Genomic DNA, 13,619 nt, shown 5'->3' on the forward strand with positions numbered 1-13,619 from the left:
ACGATGCGAATTGGAAAAGTGAGCGCACTTGCCTTGGCGGGGGCTGCGACGGTGATGGTTGCGCCGGTGGCGCTTGCGCAAGAAGCCCGGCAGTTCGACCTGCCGAGCCAGGACCTCGGCGCATCGCTGCGCATGGTCGCCCAGCAGTCGGGCATCGAGGTCATCGCGCCGACCGACCTCGTCGCCGGCCATCGCGCGCCAGCGCTCAAGGGGAGGTTCCTGCCCGTCGAGGCGGTGTCCCAGCTGCTGCGTGGGAGCCGGCTGCGCGCCGTCCTGGTGGGGAGCACGCTGGTCGTTCAGCGCGACGACGCGCCCCAGGAACAAGATCTCGCCGAGGGCGATGGAATGATCCTCGTCACCGGCACGCGAATCCGGGGCAGCGGTCCGGTCGGCGTGCCGGTCATTACCATCGACCGCAAGGCGATCGACGAGAACGGCTTTTCGACGACCCAGCAGATCGTCCAGTCGATTCCGCAGAACTTCAGCGGGGGCGCCATCGAGGGCACCAGCGCGCTGATCACCAGTGCCGGCAACGGCAATGTCAGCCGAGGGGTCGGGGTCAACCTCCGTGGACTAGGCCAGAACTCGACCCTGGTGCTGATCAACGGAGACCGTCCCCCGCTCGGAGGCTTTTCGGGCACCTTCTCCGACCTCTCGGTCATTCCCGCCTCCGCGATCGAGCGCGTGGAGATTGTGCCGGACGGCTCGTCGGCCATCTACGGTTCGGACGCGGTGGCGGGCGTCGTGAATGTCGTGACCCGCAATAATTTCCGCGGAGCTGAATCGAGCTTCCGCATCGGCACCGCCGATGGCGATGCGCAGGAGTATCAGTTCAGCCAGCTTTTCGGCCTGCGCTGGTCGAGTGGCAATGCGGTCGTCGCCTATGAACTTTATCACCGCGACAATCTCTCCGCCGATGACCGTCCCTATATCTCCGATGACCTTCGTCCCTTTGGCGGCGGAGATTATCGCGGCAATTATTCGAGCCCGGGCACCATCGCGGCGGGCGGCGTCAACTTCGCCATCCCGCGAGGCCAGTTCGGGAACGGGCTGACCGCGGCGCAGCTCACCCGCGGGGCTGTAAACCGCGGCGATGGCTGGGTCGGCGCCGACATCCTGCCGGAGCAACAGCGCCACTCGCTGTTCGTCTCGGTCAGTCAGGACCTGACCGATAATCTGCGCTTCTACGCGCGCGGGCTGGCGACATGGCGGAAGTTTGACGTGGCGGTGCGGAGCGGCACCGATTCCAGACGCACCGTCCCGGTGACCAACCCCTATTATGTCGATCCCATCGGTACGCGCCTGCCGATCGGCGTGAACTACAGCTTCGTGCGGGACCTCGGCAATGAACGCTATCGCGGCGATGTGCTCGCTTATGGCGGCACGGCCGGGATCGAGCTGACGCTCGGCAGCTGGTCGGTCGATGCGCACGGCACCTGGGGACGGCAGGTCGAGCGCTATGACTATCTCAACCGGGTCAACAGCGCGCGGCTGGCGCTCGCGCTCGCGGACACCAACCCCGCGACCGCGTATAATCTGCTAGGTGACGGGCCTTCGACAAATCCGGCTACGATCGCCTCGATCCGCGGCTACACCAAGAGGCGCTGGGACGCGCTTGTCTGGTCGGGAGCGGTGCGCGCCGATGGTCCGCTGTTCGCGCTACCGGCGGGCGACGTGCGTCTCGCTATCGGCGGTGAGTATCGGGAGGACCGCTACCGCGACCGTGAGAACATCTCCTATACATCCACGCTTGGACCACGCACCAATGCGCTGACGCCGCTTCCGGGGCCGCGGATCGTCAAGGGCGCCTATGCGGAGCTGCGCGTCCCGGTGTTCGGCGAAGCCATGGCGGTCCCCCTGTTCCGCCGTCTCGACCTGTCGGCCGCGGTGCGTACCGAGGACTATAGCGACTTCGGCAGCACGACGAATCCCAAGGTCAGCCTTGCCTGGGAGCCGTTCGGGGGCGTGGCGCTGCGCGGCAGCTACGGCAAATCGTTCCGCGCGCCTGGCGTGACCGAATTGCGCCAGGACCCCGACACGTTCGGGCACTTTGCCTATGCGGTGGTCGATCCGCAGTCCCCCACCGGCATGTCGAACATCATGGTGATCCGGGGAAACGACCCGGACCTGGGCCCGGAGCGCGCCACGACCTGGACGCTCGGCGCGGACCTTAAGCCAGATGCGCTGCCCGGCCTGCGGGCAAGCGTCACCTGGTTCAGCGTCAAGTATCGCGACCGGATCGCCTCGGTTGCGTCGAGCGTCACCAATTATCTCATCAACCGGGACATCTATGCGCCGATCCTGACCTTCAATCCTTCCGCTGCGCATATCGCCGAGCTGTTCGCGTCGCCTTACTATCTGGACCTGGCCGGTATCCCCGCGACTGCGCCGATCCTGGCGATCGCCGATGCGAGGACCCGCAACCTCTCGATCGTGAAACAGACCGGGCTCGACCTGGATCTGCAATATGATTTGCGCCTCGGCGGCGGCGACGCTTCGATCGGGGGCACCGCGACCTACATCTTCGGGATCAACCAGTATCTGACCGCGACCTCTGCTCCGGTCGACGTGGTCGATACCGTGGGCAACCCGATCGACCTCCGCGTTCGCGGGCGCGCGACCTGGACCAAGGGCGGGTTCGGCGCGGCGCTGTTCGTCAATTATGCGGACGGCTATCGCAACCGGACCACGTCTCCCGAGCAGCGCGTCTCGTCCTGGACGACCTTCGACCTCAACCTGAGCTACAGCTTCCAGCAAGGCTCGGGGCCGCTCAAAGGCCTGCGTGTGGCGCTCAATGCCAGCAACCTGCTCGACTCCGACCCGCCCTTTGTCAGCTATGTCGTCGGCACGCTTGCGGTCGGCTTCGACGGTGAGAATGCCAACCCGATGGGCCGCTTCGTAGCCCTGCAGGTCACCAAGTCATGGTGAAGCGTTCTCTGTCTATCGCCGGCTGGGCCTTGCTCGCCTGCATGACCGGGGTGGCGCACGCAACGCCCCCGGCATGCGGGGAGCGCCTGTTGCCGCCCTCCCCCGGGGCGGCAACAGGCCAAAGGCCGATCACCGCGCATGACCTGATCGAGCTGCGCGACTTCGGCACCATGTTCGACACAAGCCGGAGGCCCTCGTTCAGCCTGTCTCCCGACGGCAGGTACGCGGCGCTGATCCTGAGGCGTGCCGATCCGGAGCGCGACGATTATTGCTTCGGGGTCATGCTGGTGCCGCTGGACGGGAGGGCGGATCCGCGGCTGCTCGACGTCGGCGGCGAGTTCATCCAGGCGGTCACCGACCCCTATGGTGTGACCGGCGTCCCTTCGGGACTGCCGGTGACCGAGCCACCGGTCTGGTCGCCCGACGGGACGACGCTTGCCTATCTGCGCCGCGACAAGGGCCAGACGCAGATCTGGCGCGTGGGACTGGACGGCGCGCCTGCCAGGCAGATCACGCAGCTGACGACCGAGCCGCGCAACCTCGCCTGGAGCAAGTCCGGCTCGATCCTGCTCTTCACGACGCGGCGGTTGTTCGATGCGGGCGTCGACGAGATCGAGCGGGAAGGGCGCTCGGGCTTCCTCTATGACGAGCGCTTCTGGTCGGTGGCTTATTCCCGGCCAACGCCCCGGCTGCCCCTGCCGACCGAGATCAATGCGCTTGACCTTGCTACGGGCGGGCCCCGTATCGTCACGAGCGAACAGGCGGCGATCTTGCGGGGCGAGCGCTCCATGCAGATCCCCGCAGAGGCCCGAATCTCTGCGACATCGCCGTCCGCAGGCCTCGCCTGGGTCGCCAGCGAGCGCGCCGATCGTCCACGCGGGCCGACCTTGCTGCGCGTCCAGGCAGCCGGGAAGGAACTGCCCTGCCACGGCGAGGTATGCCATGAGCCGATCGCCGGGCTCTGGTGGAACGCCGAGGATATGCTGTTCATCCTGCGCGGCGGCAATGCTGACAATGGTGGTCGCAGCGCGCTCTACCGATGGCGCCCGGGGGCCGAACCGGGCCCGCGGCTGTTGCTCGATACCGAGGATTTCCTCGCGGGGTGCGGACTGGCTGGCACCAGCCTGATCTGCGCTCGCGAAAGCGCCACCCGGCCACGCGTCCTCGTCCGCATCGATCCGGGGACCGGCAGGAGCACGACGGTGTTCGATCCAAATCGGCAGTTCGCCGAAGTCCGTCTTGGCAAGGCCGAGCGGCTGACCTGGACCGACCGCGACGGCGTGCGCACCTATGGCGATCTGGTGCTTCCGCCGGATCACAAGCCCGGCCAGCGCCATCCCCTCATCGTGGTGCAGTATATCTCGCGGGGTTTCCTGCGCGGCGGGCAGGGCGATGAGTACCCCATCCAGCTGCTCGCATCGCGCGGCTACGCAGTCCTCAATTTCAACTGGCCTGCCGAAGCGCCTGCCGCCGCGGCCACCGGCAGCGACGAAGCGGCCCAGCGCGTCAAGGTCAGCAACTGGTCCGGCCGCCGCCGCATCTTCACCGCACTCGAAGCAGGCATCGACACCGCGATCGCCAAGGGCGTCGTCGATCCCGCGTTGATCGGGATCACCGGCTTGAGCGACGGAGCAAGCACGGTCCAGTTCGCGCTGATCAACTCCACGCGGTTCAAGGCGGCGATCATGTCGACCTGCTGCGACGATCCCAACGCCGTGTTCAATGCGGGACCCGGTTACGGAAACAATGTCGTCAAGGATGTAGGATATCCTCCCGCCGGCAGCGATGGTCGCGCCTTCTGGCGGCCCCAGTCGATCGCCGTCAATGCGGATCGCCTCAAGGTGCCGCTACTCATGCATCTTCCGGACGGCGAGTTTCGCATGGCTCAGGAAGCCTTTGCCGCGCTCAGGAGCCATGATGCTCCGGTCGAGATGTACGTCTTCCCGGACGAGTGGCACACCAAGCATCATCCGGCGCATCGCCTTGCCATCTATGGTCGCAATATCGCCTGGTTCGACTTCTGGCTGCGCGGTCTGGAGTCCGACGACCCCGAGCGCTCCGCCGAGATCGCGCGCTGGAAGCTTCTGCGCGACGCATCAGCGCGGGCGCTGTGATGACCGGTCCTCCCAGTGGCGCAGCCATGCCTCGACTTCGACCAGCGCCATGAGCTCGGGGAGGGCCTCGGCGTCGGCGAGCGGGCCCTCCAGAACCCGCACTACACGGTCATGGTGGAGCAAATGTTGCCGCGCGAGCGAACCCTCGAGCAGCATGTCGCGCATGGCGCGCAAGTTCGCCCTGATCATGCGATAGGCAAGACTGCTGAACGAGACCTTGGTGCGGCGATCGATGACTGCCGCGGGTAGCGCCGGCCGAAATGCCTCGCGCGCCACCGATCGATTATTGCCGCCCGCGCACCAATGCCAGCTCGGGATCGCGATGCAGATCTCGGCGATCGGCTGCGACATCAGCGGAGATAGAAAAGGGGCGATGGCTTCGCGGCCATAGCCTTCAAGCTGATTCTGGATGCCGATAATCGACCAGACATGTTTGCGCTTGGCCGGCGGAGTTCCGTCCGGCGCGGCGATCCATGGATTGCCCTCCGGCCAGGGCAGCGCGTCGCGTGCATGACGGGCCAGGAACGCGTTGGTCATCGGCTTTGGCATGTGGGAGCCCGCCGCGAGCCCCCGCCTGATGGCAAAAGCCAACACCTTCCAGATGTTGGTCCGCGTGAGCTGGGCGATATCGCCGGCCGTCTCGAACACGCCTCTGCCGATCCCTTCCTCCCTCAGGCGATCGATCACGGGCAAGGCGGAGTGAGTGAGGCAGAACATGCTGTCGCCGCCGCCTCCGCCGAGAAAGGCGTCCGCTCCTAGCGATTGGGCCAGCGCCTGGAGCGGGCGGTCGAGCGCCTGTGAGAATGCCCGCGCGCAGGGTCTCGGCAGATTATGGGCATCGCTATGCCCGACATCGACGGTCGCCGCATCGGCCACAAGTTCGATCAGATCGTAGCCGAGATGCTCGGCGGCGGCGCGCGCCCAGGGGAGCTCGCTCGCGTCTCCCGCTGCGGGACCGAAGGTCACGCATTGCGCCGCCGGACTGCCAGGCCGTAAGCCGGCGGCGACGATCGAGGAATCGAGCCCCCCGGAGATTTCGATCAGCGGCCGCTCGAAACATTGCCCCCATGCGTCAAGCGTCGCCATGGCGACGGCTCGCAATCGGCGGACGCCCTCCGCACGATCGGTGATTTGGGCCTCCCGACCGGCGAACCACCAGGGCGACCACACGCAGCGGCTGGTCGCGCCATGGTCGCGGATATCGAGCGCAACTCCGGGCAGCACCTCGCTTATGCCGCGCAGGGCGGTCCTCGCAGGGCGAAAGTCGCGATAGACAAGCGATTGCGCGACGATTGTCCAGTCAATGTCCGGTTCGAACAGTCCGTGCGCGAAAAGCAGATCCGGCCGGCTGGTCACGATGTGAACGCCGTCGATTTCGGCATAGTAGCAAGCGACCAGGCCCGAAGGGTCACGCACGACCTCGATGCGGTCGTCGAAGACCCGGATTGCGACATATCCGCCCCAGTAGCTGCTCATCAGGTCGGCCGCCGGGATCGCAGCAATGCCTGAGCTGGTGTATTCGGTGACCCGCGCATTGTCGTCGCGGCGGAACATATGGCCCCAGACAATTCCCCGGTCGTGAGAGAGGACAAGCTGCGCGGCGCCTGGATCGCCGAGGACGCACAACCCCTGCGCATCGACCAGTTCGGTCATGGATGTCGCTCGCATTCTCTCGCGAATGGGGCGCAACCGTTCGGCACCCTCAGCCCCGGCGAATCCGATAAGGGCTAGGAAGGGTGCATTGTTCATAGGGCCAGGATCGGCGTGAAGCCCGACACATGATCGTAGCTGTCGTTGAGGATGCTGTGCCGGGTCTGCAGCCAGCAATGTGCAGCGAAGGGCTCGGGAGCGATTCCGAAGACCAGCTGCGATCCTATCCCGCGGCTGGCAAGCCAATGGTCGAGGGCCAGCGAATCGAGCAGGCAATTGCGCGCGATCGGCACCATCCGCCTCGCCCGCTCGAAGGCAAAGGCTTCGACGAGTGGAGATCGTGGATCGTCGGGGTCTGGAAGCGGTGACCGGCTCCGCAGGCCAGTCAGGATTCGGTTCAGCGACAAGGTATGCAGCGCGACCCTTGCCGATGCCACACGTAGCGCCACCCGAAAGGGCCGTCCGTCTCCAATCGCGGAAGCGTCGATCTGCATGAGACCACTCGGGATGCTCACCCGTTCCCTCAGAACATTGATCGGATCGGGATCGCCGGCGCGGAGGATGCGTGCGCGAGAAAGGGTGTAGAGTACGCCCTTTGGCGTGACCCCGGCATAATTGCGGTTCAACCAGGCGAGCATCTCGGGCGCTGGACCGGCGGGCACGCGGAAATACCTGTCCTGCCGGACATCGAGGACAAACAATTTGTCCGACGCGACGCAGGCGGTCGCGTGTGGCAGGATGCGCCAGAACATTCCGGGTGCCGTTTCCCTCATAGCGTGGGGCCGGCCGAACCTCGCGGTCGGCCCAGCGAACGATCAGTCTTCGGAAACGCCCTGCGGCAGCATGTATCCGATGAACTCGAAGATGCCGGTGCAGTAGCCCTGGGTTTGGACGCTCGCAGCGCCCAGGTCGATCAGGTCGGCGGATTGGTCTTCTTCGCGATGCATGGAAACCTCCCTCTGAGAGAATGGCAATGAGACGGGAGGCGCCGGCCCGGTTGGGACCGGACCGGCGCCTTGCGGGTCAGTCGTCCGACAGGCCCTCGCGCTCGATGAGTCCGACGACGTCGTACTTGCCCTCGAGGGCGCCCTGCGTCTCGACGCTGGCAACGCCGAGGTCGATCAGATCGATGGTTTCGTTGGGTTCGCGGTCCATGGTCTTTCTCCGGTCGCGGGATGCGACCACGAGAAGATTCGACATGGCAGCGGTTATAAGAAGTTTATAATCGGATTATAATCGAGTGCCGGTTCAGGCGGCATCGCGCTGCCGGATTAAGTCTGAAACGACTTTCATCCGCCGAAGATGATAGCGCCGTATTGCCTGCGGAAGACCGGCATCAATCTCGGCGAGCGCATCCAGTTCACCAATCAACGGCTCAAGGATTTGCGGCTCGACAAGCCGATATGGGTGCAATCGATCGCCGGCGCCGGCTATGGCAGAGCGGATTTCGCGATTGGGCGCCATCGCGCCGATACGCTCGAAGAGCTGCGCCGTCCTGCCCGCAACCGTGTCGTCATCGAATTCATCCGTCGCAAGCGGCTGCCGGGCAGTCCGAACAGCCATGAGGACAAGCGTGGAATGCCACTCGTACAGATCGCGCAACGCCGCTTCGCTGAAACGGGGTACGTGGAAGCCTTCGCCGGCGCTGGACTCGACCAGGCCTTCGCCCACAAGACGGTGGAGGACATCGCGGACCGGGGTCATGCTGACCCCAAGCGCCTCGGCCAGTCGGTTCGCCTCGAGGCGGGTGCCGGGCGCATAACGGCCTTCGCGTAGCACTTGCTTCAGGGTCGCATAGCTTCGCTCCATCGCCTGGATCGGGCTCATGGTAAACTTTCCTGCCCGGCACGGTGCGCGGCCACGGCTTCGGCCTGGTCGGGCCTCAGCGCGTCCACCGCGCCGATATGGTCGGGAAGATTGTCGGTAAGGAGAAGCGACGGGCATACGCCCTCATAGTTGCCGAGGTTCGGCCGGTGCTGACGGTAGCCGACCAGACCGGCCAGTTCGGGAGCGAAACCCCGCGCGACCGCGGGCGGATAAGCCAGCCACTGATTCTCATACGGCTTGAGCCACCCCAGACAGTAACTCGCGACCACCGCCTTGCGGACCTCGTTGCTGCGGTTGGCTCCAGCCCCGTGCAGCGTCGATCCCAGGAACAGGATGGCGTCACCCGGGCCGCACGCGGCGACGGTCGATTGCTCGGGCACCGCATCGCTCAATGCTTCACGGCCATGGCTGCGGGGGTAAATGATCGTCGCCCCATTCTCGACCGTGAAGGGGATCAGCGGCCACATCACGTTTACCAGATACTCGACCTCGCCCTTTACGCCCTGCCACATGTCCTGATCCCGGTGTGGGAACTGGGCCGGGGCTCCGGGGTGAAGCGCGATCGCCTGCATCAGGTTGAGCTGTAGCGTGTCGCACCATGGCGAGAGGACCTCTTCGATAACCGCGAGGATGAGTTCTTCCCGGGCGAGCGCCGCTGCGTGCGGTGAGCGCTTCAACAGGCTTCCGAACCGCTTGGTGCGTCCGCCATAGAAATCGCCCCGGCAAAAGGGTGTCGCATCGTAGATCGGTGCCAGATCAACGGCGAGCGCTTCGATGATTGGCCGCGGCAGTGCATTTGCGATGACGCACCAGCCCTCGCTGGTCAGCTGATCGAGTGCGGCGTCAAGGCCCGCTGGCCGGATCCTAGGTTCCTGTTTCATGGCGCGTCCTCAACCGTTGGCGGCGCGGCGCGCCGGCATTTCCTGGGACGGGATCGGCGACCAGACCCCGCCAGCGGCCAACTCGGCGGGTGTCTGCGGCGTGATCGTGATCTCGAGCGCGCCGAGGAGCGCCCCTTGGCACGGGAGCGGCTCACCCAGAGCGCGGCATTGCCAGCCGAAGCTCAGGATCTGCTGTAGCCACGCCATCTCGGCGACGCCGGTATAGGTCTCGATGCCGGTTTCGAGCGCATGGACGGCCAGGGCGGATACGAGCTGATTGCGGACCTGCCGCCGCTCTGCGGACCGCAGTTGGCGGCCCAGGCAAAATCTGGTGATTTCCCAGATCCGAGGACCCCGCGGCACTTCCTCGTCGCAAAGCGACTGGAACAGCGTATCGAGGATATGCGGCCGCGTCGTGGGCAGCAGGCGGGCGGAGGCGAGATGCGACCGATCCATGTCGGTGATGATCAGGTAGCGGGCGTGCGGATCGTCGAACTGATCGATCTCGTATCGCCCGTCCAGGACCGGCAGGTCCCATTTCAGAAGGTCAACGAAAACGCTCTTCCGAGCGGCGAACATCGAGCGATAGACGGCGTCGGGGACACCGCCGGCGGTTGAATCGACCAGGAGAACCATGGGACGAGCCCCTCAAATTGCTGAGGGGCAAGCATCCCGATCCGAGCGCCAGCGCGGTATTCCAAGAAATGGGGATAGCGTTAGCGCTTCAGGATCTCGGAGAAGCTGATCAGTCCGTCGAACAAGGCGCGGACAGCAATCCAAGAAATGGGGATAGCGTTAGCGCTTCAGGATCTCGGAGAAGCTGATCAGTCCGTCGAACAAGGCGCGGACAGCAAGAAGCGCGCGCTTCTGGACGCCGTATCGCTCGCGGGCATGCTTGAGATGCTGGATGACGGTTTCATGGCCCACGCCGAGGATGACCGAAATCTCCCAGTCGGTCTTCCCGCGCGCCGCCCACAGGACGCAATCCCGCTGGCGGTCCGTCAGGATTGGAGCGTTGGCGACCGCGAATTCGCGCGCGCCCGACAGCCTGCGTGCCGCCTCGAAGGCGAACCCGCCGATGAGCTGACAGATGAAGTGGAACTCGGCTGGGAATGCTTCGCCCGCGCCTACGGCGAACGAGCAGGAGCCGAGCGTCTCACCCGGGATGCTGGATGGTACGGTGAAGCCGTCTCCGATGCCGACCCGATGCGCCTGCTCCAGGATGAATCGATCCTCCGGCGTCAGCTTGATCAACTCCGGCACACTGGTCCACGGAAAGCCGATGCCCGCGATGTGCGATGCGCGGTGGATGGGATCGGACTTGCCGAGACCGTTTGAGTCGAACCAATCCTGCCAGCACGGTGGGTAGTTATGGATGCGAACCGCGAGGACATCCGCCCGCCGGAAGTCAATATGATGGGTCAGGGCGAAATATCGAACGCCCATGCTTTCGCAGCAGTCGAGCAACGCAGCGCGAAGCACGTCGATGCTGTCCGCCGACCGCGCATCTTCTACGAACGCCTCCGCTAAAGCGAATCTCACCATAACACCCTGGCCGACCGCGCTATGGGGCCCTCGACCCGCCATCTCGCAATGCGGCACAATCGGGCTCGTAGGCGCACACCTTCTCAAGGATGTCACCTGAGCGGATAATGCGTAATTCTCCACCCACTCAGTTATAATGTCAAACATGGATCAATTTCGGAGTCTACCGCCTCGCTTCACACGCGATAACCTTTGAATTACTCACCCATTTACCTGCCCACTCGCTCCCGGACCCGACCTCACCATTGGAGGCAATCTTCTGTTTATTCAGCCGCGCGCCAGTCGACCATTGCGGTTGGCGCACAGTCTGGCGTTGAGCAGATCGGTTGCGTCGCTTTGTTGAAAGCGCGTGATTCGAGCCGATGAGAAAGCGATGCCAAGGGCACGCACCTAGCCGGTGCCGGGACGGCGAAAGCGAGGACCCCGAGCGGTTCAAAGCGCCGATGGTCGGCCTGGACGATGCGAATGGCCGGTTCCGGTTGACTTTCACGTCTAGCGGAACGGTAAAAATCGGGACGCCAAGGCGACCGGCAGCACAACCGAGACCGGTCCGGCTGCTTGGGCCAATTGCGCACGCGCCATGTCTGGCATTCGGAACCGGGAAAGCTGCCATTTCGAGGCAGCCTGTGAACGACCGCTGATGGCTAGTGAGCGGGCGTGGGCTTGGTAACTCCCATCCAGCTCACTCTAATCAGATCGGTGACTATCGTCTGCCGCGACTGCGATCAGCACCGCACGCAACAATCGCTCGATGAATAACGGGTGCCCACTCCTTACCACACTCAAGCGCCTACCTCTCTCACTGCCAATCATATGCATCGCGATCGGTGCCGGCGTCTTCCTGCTGCCAACGATATCGCTCCAGCCGCTTCCGCTTTCGGCCTGATGTCGGCTTGCTATATTGAGGAGGGTGCGTGCGATCCGCCGCCGACTTTCCCGCAACCCAGCAGCTCCTGGCCTCGCCAAGTTCGCGGCCAGCTGGGATCGCGTCGAGGACGCCTAGGCAAGGCCGCATCCTGATATCATGTCGGGTCTTGATGGACGGGAAAGACAAGCGCAGAAGCAGGCATGCGATCCCTAGCCGCGCTTTCGTCAGTCCTGCTCCTCGCCCTCTCCAGCTGTGCGACACCGCCCACTGGCGCCCCGGTCGAGACCGTTCGAGCCGAACGCCCGCTCAAGCTGGCGAGTTGGAACCTCGAATTCCTGGCGGAAAGAGAGGGGGTCGGCTGCCAGCCGCGGACCGCTGCCGATTATGCGGCGATGCGCCGCATCGCCGACAGCTTGAATGCCGATGTGATCGCCTTCCAGGAAGTGGAGTCGGTCGCAGCGGCTCAGCGCGTATTCGACCCGGCCAAATACGACATCGTGATGGAAGATCGGCCCGGCAAACCAAGCGGCACCTGCGGCGGCTCCAACTCCAGCCAGACTGTCATTCGCCAGGCGGTCGGCTTTGCAATCCGCAAGGGACTGGCATTCGACCGCAATCCCGACGTCACCTCGCTGATGATCGACAATCCACAACTACGTTCCGGGGTGGACATCACGCTACGCGCCGCCGGGTATGCGCCGATCCGGCTGCTCGTCATCCACCTCAAGTCCGGGTGCTTCGCCGGCAGCGACCGGCCCGCCTGTCCGGTCCTGCTCCAGCAGATCCCGGCGCTCGAAGCGTGGATTGACCAAGCGGCGCGCGATGCCCATCGCTTCGCGGTGCTCGGCGACTGGAACCGGCGCCTGGGGCTGCCCGGCGACCTGCTCTGGACCGAAATCGACGATGGCGATCCGGCCAATGCCGACCTCCTGCTTTCAGACGCAGGCACCGACCCGCACTGCGATCCGCGCTACGACAGCTTCATCGACCATATCGTGCTCGACCGACGCAGCGGGGCCGAGCTGATAAAATTCTCCGAGACGCTCTATGCGCCCGGCGAGAAGCATTATTCGGATCATTGCCCGATTACGGTGACGCTCAGCCGCTAGGCAGATTGCGTGGTCCCGGGCTCCGTAAGAGGTTATTCTCTCTAGCGTCGCACGAGGCCTAAGGACGCCCAACACTCGCCGTGGCTTTCCTGACCCGCCTTGCGCGGACAGCATGATGGATCGAGCTACATGGCGTTCGCTCGAGCTCTCAGAAACTTGTCGCAGTTCCGCCACCGGTTCGTCCATGCGAAATCGCGAGCAGCCGGGCCTTCGAATTGATGCAGGTCGTCGAAAGATGCCGGGGAATCAGGTAACTGCGGCATCTTTCGACAGGCTAGTTATGGACGTCCGGCACACCATCGCCTTCATTTTGATCGCTGCGATTCTTCTCGCGCTCGCTGGCTTGAGCCTGACGTGGATGAAGCGCCGAAAACGCGAGCGGGAAATATGGACGGGGTCGCGGCGAAAGAGACGGAGACCCTGATCGTGAAGCTGGTGGGTTTTCAGGGCAACTGCGACCTTTCGCGTCCCACGGCCGCCGATGTGGCGACCTTCGCGAACCTGGTATTCCGCGCGATCGCACTCAAACTGGAAATCTCGAACGCGGTGACGAAGAACGGGCTGGCCGGACATCTTCATCAGGCGGCGGAATATCGCGAAGACGAGCCGGTCGCAGATTTCATCCATCGCTTCCTCAAGTCCGTGGCAGCCGCGGAGAGCTGAAACTCTTCACCTGCTTTTTCGACGCGACGATGCG

12 protein-coding genes are annotated in these 13,619 nt (G+C 64.5%); 4 read left to right on the forward strand and 8 right to left on the reverse strand.

The annotated features are described in order from the left end of the window. Positions 1 to 3: 3 nt before the first annotated feature. Both HHL13_RS19875 and HHL13_RS19880 read left to right on the forward strand, forming a co-directional pair. Positions 4 to 2,928 carry a TonB-dependent receptor gene (locus tag HHL13_RS19875; protein ID WP_169557652.1) on the forward strand — a complete coding sequence of 975 codons (2,925 nt, stop codon included), beginning with the start codon at positions 4 to 6 and terminating at the stop codon, positions 2,926 to 2,928. Further along, complete coding sequence (locus HHL13_RS19880) at positions 2,922 to 5,042, forward strand: Atxe2 family lasso peptide isopeptidase (protein WP_169557653.1); 2,121 nt, start codon at positions 2,922 to 2,924, stop codon at positions 5,040 to 5,042. Before HHL13_RS19875 ends, HHL13_RS19880 begins: the two co-directional genes overlap by 7 nt. Here HHL13_RS19880 and HHL13_RS19885 read toward each other — a convergent pair. From HHL13_RS19885 to HHL13_RS19920, 8 genes are all read right to left on the reverse strand, one after another. Then, the gene (locus tag HHL13_RS19885) at positions 5,025 to 6,695 is read right to left on the reverse strand and encodes an asparagine synthase-related protein (RefSeq protein ID WP_169557654.1); all 1,671 of its coding nucleotides are present in this window, start codon (positions 6,693 to 6,695) and stop codon (positions 5,025 to 5,027) included. The two genes, HHL13_RS19880 and HHL13_RS19885, sit on opposite strands and share 18 nt — an antisense overlap. Positions 6,696 to 6,787: 92 nt before the next feature. Beyond that, positions 6,788 to 7,444 carry a lasso peptide biosynthesis B2 protein gene (locus HHL13_RS19890; RefSeq protein ID WP_169557655.1) on the reverse strand — a complete coding sequence of 219 codons (657 nt, stop codon included), beginning with the start codon at positions 7,442 to 7,444 and terminating at the stop codon, positions 6,788 to 6,790. Positions 7,445 to 7,507: 63 nt separating this feature from the next. Then, positions 7,508 to 7,639 carry a benenodin family lasso peptide gene (locus HHL13_RS19895; protein WP_169557656.1) on the reverse strand — a complete coding sequence of 44 codons (132 nt, stop codon included), beginning with the start codon at positions 7,637 to 7,639 and terminating at the stop codon, positions 7,508 to 7,510. A 76-nt stretch (positions 7,640 to 7,715) separates the two neighbouring features. Further along, the gene (locus tag HHL13_RS19900; RefSeq protein ID WP_169557657.1) at positions 7,716 to 7,847 is read right to left on the reverse strand and encodes a benenodin family lasso peptide; all 132 of its coding nucleotides are present in this window, start codon (positions 7,845 to 7,847) and stop codon (positions 7,716 to 7,718) included. A 93-nt stretch (positions 7,848 to 7,940) separates the two neighbouring features. After that, positions 7,941 to 8,519 (reverse strand): GntR family transcriptional regulator, encoded by a 579-nt coding sequence (locus HHL13_RS19905; RefSeq protein WP_169557658.1) that lies wholly within the window; start codon positions 8,517 to 8,519, stop codon positions 7,941 to 7,943. Continuing rightward, positions 8,516 to 9,400 carry a phytanoyl-CoA dioxygenase family protein gene (locus tag HHL13_RS19910; protein WP_169557659.1) on the reverse strand — a complete coding sequence of 295 codons (885 nt, stop codon included), beginning with the start codon at positions 9,398 to 9,400 and terminating at the stop codon, positions 8,516 to 8,518. Before HHL13_RS19910 ends, HHL13_RS19905 begins: the two co-directional genes overlap by 4 nt. 9 nt (positions 9,401 to 9,409) lie before the next feature. Further along, positions 9,410 to 10,036 (reverse strand): acyl-homoserine-lactone synthase, encoded by a 627-nt coding sequence (locus HHL13_RS19915; protein ID WP_169557660.1) that lies wholly within the window; start codon positions 10,034 to 10,036, stop codon positions 9,410 to 9,412. 159 nt (positions 10,037 to 10,195) lie between these two features. Further along, a complete protein-coding gene (locus HHL13_RS19920) occupies positions 10,196 to 10,945 on the reverse strand; it encodes a LuxR family transcriptional regulator (protein ID WP_169557661.1) in 750 nt (249 codons plus the stop codon). Positions 10,946 to 12,013: 1,068 nt separating this feature from the next. Between HHL13_RS19920 and HHL13_RS19925 the strand changes: the two genes are divergently transcribed. Continuing rightward, positions 12,014 to 12,922 carry an endonuclease/exonuclease/phosphatase family protein gene (locus tag HHL13_RS19925; RefSeq protein ID WP_169557662.1) on the forward strand — a complete coding sequence of 303 codons (909 nt, stop codon included), beginning with the start codon at positions 12,014 to 12,016 and terminating at the stop codon, positions 12,920 to 12,922. A gap of 354 nt (positions 12,923 to 13,276) precedes the next feature. After that, on the forward strand, positions 13,277 to 13,585 hold the full coding sequence (locus HHL13_RS19930) for a hypothetical protein (RefSeq protein ID WP_169557663.1): 309 nt from the start codon (positions 13,277 to 13,279) through the stop codon (positions 13,583 to 13,585). Positions 13,586 to 13,619: the final 34 nt, after the last annotated feature.

It is taken from the genome of Sphingomonas sp. G-3-2-10 (assembly GCF_012927115.1).
Lineage (GTDB): Bacteria > Pseudomonadota > Alphaproteobacteria > Sphingomonadales > Sphingomonadaceae > Sphingomonas.

Bases quoted from the DNA above. Each gene is read 5' to 3' on its own strand.
- HHL13_RS19910 (WP_169557659.1), bottom strand. From the start codon at position 9,400: ATGAAACAGGAACCTAGGATCCGGCCAGCGGGCCTTGACGCCGCACTC.
- HHL13_RS19875 (WP_169557652.1), top strand. From the start codon at position 4: ATGCGAATTGGAAAAGTGAGCGCACTTGCCTTGGCGGGGGCTGCGACG.
- HHL13_RS19890 (WP_169557655.1), bottom strand. From the start codon at position 7,444: ATGTTCTGGCGCATCCTGCCACACGCGACCGCCTGCGTCGCGTCGGAC.
- HHL13_RS19895 (WP_169557656.1), bottom strand. From the start codon at position 7,639: ATGCATCGCGAAGAAGACCAATCCGCCGACCTGATCGACCTGGGCGCT.
- HHL13_RS19880 (WP_169557653.1), top strand. From the start codon at position 2,922: ATGGTGAAGCGTTCTCTGTCTATCGCCGGCTGGGCCTTGCTCGCCTGC.
- HHL13_RS19905 (WP_169557658.1), bottom strand. From the start codon at position 8,519: ATGAGCCCGATCCAGGCGATGGAGCGAAGCTATGCGACCCTGAAGCAA.
- HHL13_RS19925 (WP_169557662.1), top strand. From the start codon at position 12,014: ATGCGATCCCTAGCCGCGCTTTCGTCAGTCCTGCTCCTCGCCCTCTCC.
- HHL13_RS19915 (WP_169557660.1), bottom strand. From the start codon at position 10,036: ATGGTTCTCCTGGTCGATTCAACCGCCGGCGGTGTCCCCGACGCCGTC.
- HHL13_RS19920 (WP_169557661.1), bottom strand. From the start codon at position 10,945: ATGGTGAGATTCGCTTTAGCGGAGGCGTTCGTAGAAGATGCGCGGTCG.
- HHL13_RS19900 (WP_169557657.1), bottom strand. From the start codon at position 7,847: ATGGACCGCGAACCCAACGAAACCATCGATCTGATCGACCTCGGCGTT.
- HHL13_RS19885 (WP_169557654.1), bottom strand. From the start codon at position 6,695: ATGACCGAACTGGTCGATGCGCAGGGGTTGTGCGTCCTCGGCGATCCA.